Below are 3,306 nucleotides of genomic sequence, written 5' to 3'. Positions count from 1 at the left end.
CAGGGCTCGCCTGTAGGAGCGGGCTTGCCCGCGAACGCTGCGCTCGACGGGTGCCAGCTTCGCGGGCAAGCCCGCTCCTGCAGCGGGGGGCGATGCTGACAATGGCCTTCGACCGCCCTGCGCATTTTCCCGGCCTCGCGCGCCGCCTGCCCTGGCTGGTGCTGGCCGTGCTGGCCGCCTTCCCGCTGCTCGCGCCGGCCTTCGGGCTGGAGTATTACGTCGGCTTCGTGCGCCGGGTGCTGATCGTGGCGATCGCGGCGACCAGCCTCAACTTCATCCTCGGCTACGGCGGCATGGCGGCGCTCGGCCACGCGGGCTTCATCGGCGTGGGCGCCTACACCGTGGTGGCGCTGGTCGAGGCCGGCTTCTCGTCGGCCTGGCTGGCGTGGGGGAGCGCGGCGCTGGTCGCCGGGCTGGCCGCGGCGGCGATCGGCGCGGTGTCGCTGCGTACGCGCGGGGTGTACTTCATCATGATCACGCTCGCCTTCGCGCAGATGCTGTACTACCTGGCGGTGTCGCTGCGCACGTATGGCGGCGACGACGGCTACGGCCTCTACACCCCCCTGGAGCTGGGCGCCTGGCTGGACGGCGCGCATGCGCAGGTCTTCTACTGGGTGGTGCTGGCGATCGCCGCGGCGGTGTTCGCGCTCTTCAGCCGCGTCGCGCACTCGCGCTACGGCCACGCGCTGCGCGGCATCCGCGACAACGAGACGCGCATGGTGGCGCTCGGCTACCCGGTGTATGGACTCAAGCTCGCCGGCTTCGTCGCCGCCGGTGCGGTCGCGGGGCTGGCCGGTGGTCTGCTCGCCAGCCACAACGCCTTCGTCAGCCCGTCGATCATGCACTGGACGCAGTCGGCGCTGCTGCTGGTGATGGTGATGCTCGGCGGCGCCGGCCGGCGCTGGGGGGCGCCGCTGGGCGTGGCGCTGTGGCTGACGCTGGAGGAGGTGCTGAAGCTGTACACCGACTACTGGCACTGGCCGCTCGGGCTGCTCCTGCTGCTGGTGGTGTTCCACGCGCCGCAGGGCGTGGCGGCGCTGCTCGAGCGCCGCGGCGGCCGGGAGAGTGTGCGATGAGCCTGTTCACGGCCGAGGGCCTGGTCAAGCGCTTCGGCGGCCTGCTCGCCACCGATCACGTGGACCTCGCCGTCGAGGCGGGCGAGATCCACGCGCTGATCGGCCCGAACGGCGCCGGCAAGTCCACCCTGGTGAACCTGATCTCCGGCCTGCTGCCGGCGGACGCCGGGCGCATCGTCCTCGACGGCGTCGACCTGACCGCGCTGGCGCCGCACGCACGCACCCGCGCCGGCCTGGCGCGCTGTTTTCAGATCACCAGCGTGTTCCGCAACGACAGCGTGCGCGACAACCTGCTGCTCGCGGTGCAGGCGCAGGCCGGGTCGAGCTTTCGCTGCCTGTCGCGGCGCGAGGCCGAGCACACGCTGCAGGCCCATGCCGAGGCGCTGGCACAGCGCACCGGCCTCACCGAGGTGCTCGAGCGCAACGCCGGCACGCTGCCGCACGGCGTGCAGAAGCGGCTCGACCTCGCGCTCGCGCTCGCCGCGCGGCCGAAGCTGCTGCTGCTCGACGAGCCCATGGCCGGCATGGGGCCGGAGGATTCGCAGCAGATGGTGGACCTGATCCGCAGCCTGCGCAGCGAGACCGCGATCCTGCTCATCGAGCACGACATGGATGCCGTCTTCCAGCTCGCCGACCGCATCTCGGTGCTGGTGTACGGCAAGGTGCTGACCTCGGGCGACGCCGCCCACGTCAAGGGGCACGCCGAGGTGCAGGCGGTGTATCTGGGCACCGAGGTGGCGACATGAACGCGCCGCTGTTGCGCTGCAGGGGCCTCGAGGCCGGTTATGGCGCCAGCCGGGTGCTGTTCGGGCTCGACTTCGACATCCGCGCCGGCGAGGTCGTCGCGCTGCTCGGGCGCAACGGCATGGGCAAGAGCACCACGATCCGCAGCATCGTCGGCGGCCTGCGCCCGCAGCGCGGCGAGATCGTCTTCGACGGCCGCCCGATCCACGCCGAGCGCGCCGACGCCATCGCCCGCCTCGGCGTGGCCATCGTGCCCGAGGGCCGGCAGTGCTTCCCCAACCTCACGGTGCACGAACACCTGGTCGCCTTCGCCGCGCGCCGCAACGGCGTCGCCGAACCGTGGACGCCGGCGCGGCTCTACGCGCTCTTCCCGCGCCTGGGCGAGCGCGCCGGATACCTCGGCAACCAGCTCTCCGGCGGCGAGCAGCAGATGCTCGCGATCGCGCGCGCGCTGTCGACCAACCCGCGCCTGCTGATCCTCGACGAGGCCACCGAGGGCCTCGCCCCGGTGATCCGCGAGGAGATCTGGCGCTGCCTTGCGCTCCTCAAGGCGCAGGGGCAGACCACGCTGGTGGTGGATAAATACGTCGACAAGCTGCTGCCGCTGGCCGACCGCAACCTGATCCTCGAGCGCGGGCGCATCGCCTGGCAGGGCAACTCGGCCGAGCTCGACGCGCGGCGCGAGCTGTGGGGGCGCTACCTGGGGGTGTGAGCGGGGCCTGCGGGTTCTCGCCCCAGGGCGGCCGTGGGGCGCGCGGCGGTGCCGTGCAGGCGCGTTTCAGGGCGCCTCGGCGTCGGCGTACACCTCGTCCAGCGTGATCTCCACATCCAGGCAGTCGAGCCGGAAGGCGCCCTCGGTGCAGGTCTCGTAGCGCACCGGGTCGCCGAAGCGGTAGATCTCCACGGAGCGCTTGTCCGGGTCGACGAGCAGGTATTCACGCAGCGAGGGGATGGCCTGGTAGGCGAAGAGCTTCTCGCGGCGGTCGATGCGCTCGGTGCTCGGCGACAGCACCTCCACCAGCAGGCAGGGGCTGCGGCGGTAATAGGTCTCGCGGTCGTCGGGCGCGCAGGCCAGCACCAGGTCGGGGTAATAGAAATAGGTCTGGCCGGTGTGCTCGACCCGGACCTTCATGTCGGCGATGAAGAGCTGGCAGCCCTTGCGGCGCGCGTGCGGGAGGAGTGCGCCGTAAAAGGCACCCGCGACCAGGCCATGCCTCGCGCTGGCGCCGCCCATCGCCACTACCTCGCCGTCGAGGTATTCATGCTTGATGTCGGTCAGGGTCTCGCCTTCGAGGTAGTCCTCGACGCGGATCGGGACGGGGCGTGCCAGGGCCTTGTTCATGAGGGCCTCCGTTGCGGCAGGTGGGGCGGCAGATCGACGGCAAATGATACGGCGACAGTCCTGGTGTCGACCAGCGCGCCCGGCGGATCGCGCAGCGGCGCGCGACGCCGGCCCGACGGGCGCTGCGCGCGGGCGCCCCGCTGC

The 3,306-nt window shown here is 71.9% G+C and carries 4 protein-coding genes; 3 read left to right on the top strand and 1 reads right to left on the bottom strand.

Annotation, left to right across the window (positions count from 1 at the left end; translation table 11 throughout):
• The first annotated feature begins 101 nt into the window (after nt 1-101).
• From C667_RS21410 to C667_RS21400, 3 genes are read left to right on the top strand one after another with little or no spacing between them, the layout of a single operon-like run.
• Complete coding sequence (locus C667_RS21410; RefSeq protein WP_004383618.1) at nt 102-1,076, top strand: branched-chain amino acid ABC transporter permease; 975 nt, start codon at nt 102-104, stop codon at nt 1,074-1,076.
• Complete coding sequence (locus C667_RS21405; protein WP_004383616.1) at nt 1,073-1,822, top strand: ABC transporter ATP-binding protein; 750 nt, start codon at nt 1,073-1,075, stop codon at nt 1,820-1,822. Before C667_RS21410 ends, C667_RS21405 begins: the two co-directional genes overlap by 4 nt.
• Nucleotides 1,819-2,532: an ABC transporter ATP-binding protein gene (locus C667_RS21400; RefSeq protein WP_004383614.1), complete on the top strand. Its 714-nt coding sequence runs from the start codon at nt 1,819-1,821 to the stop codon at nt 2,530-2,532. Before C667_RS21405 ends, C667_RS21400 begins: the two co-directional genes overlap by 4 nt.
• A 66-nt stretch (nt 2,533-2,598) precedes the next feature.
• Here the strand turns inward: C667_RS21400 and C667_RS21395 are convergent, their stop codons facing one another.
• Nucleotides 2,599-3,162: a Uma2 family endonuclease gene (locus C667_RS21395; RefSeq protein ID WP_004383610.1), complete on the bottom strand. Its 564-nt coding sequence runs from the start codon at nt 3,160-3,162 to the stop codon at nt 2,599-2,601.
• Nucleotides 3,163-3,306: the final 144 nt, after the last annotated feature.

The organism is Thauera phenylacetica B4P (assembly GCF_000310225.1).
Classification (GTDB): domain Bacteria; phylum Pseudomonadota; class Gammaproteobacteria; order Burkholderiales; family Rhodocyclaceae; genus Thauera; species Thauera phenylacetica.
The sequence above is the reverse complement of the archived record's forward strand: the minus strand, read 5'-3'. Positions and strand labels throughout refer to the sequence as shown.

What these genes read in the sequence shown, in the direction of transcription:
- C667_RS21400 (WP_004383614.1), top strand. Translation starts at nt 1,819, where the DNA reads ATGAACGCGCCGCTGTTGCGCTGCAGGGGCCTCGAGGCCGGTTATGGC.
- C667_RS21410 (WP_004383618.1), top strand. Translation starts at nt 102, where the DNA reads ATGGCCTTCGACCGCCCTGCGCATTTTCCCGGCCTCGCGCGCCGCCTG.
- C667_RS21405 (WP_004383616.1), top strand. Translation starts at nt 1,073, where the DNA reads ATGAGCCTGTTCACGGCCGAGGGCCTGGTCAAGCGCTTCGGCGGCCTG.
- C667_RS21395 (WP_004383610.1), bottom strand. Translation starts at nt 3,162, where the DNA reads ATGAACAAGGCCCTGGCACGCCCCGTCCCGATCCGCGTCGAGGACTAC.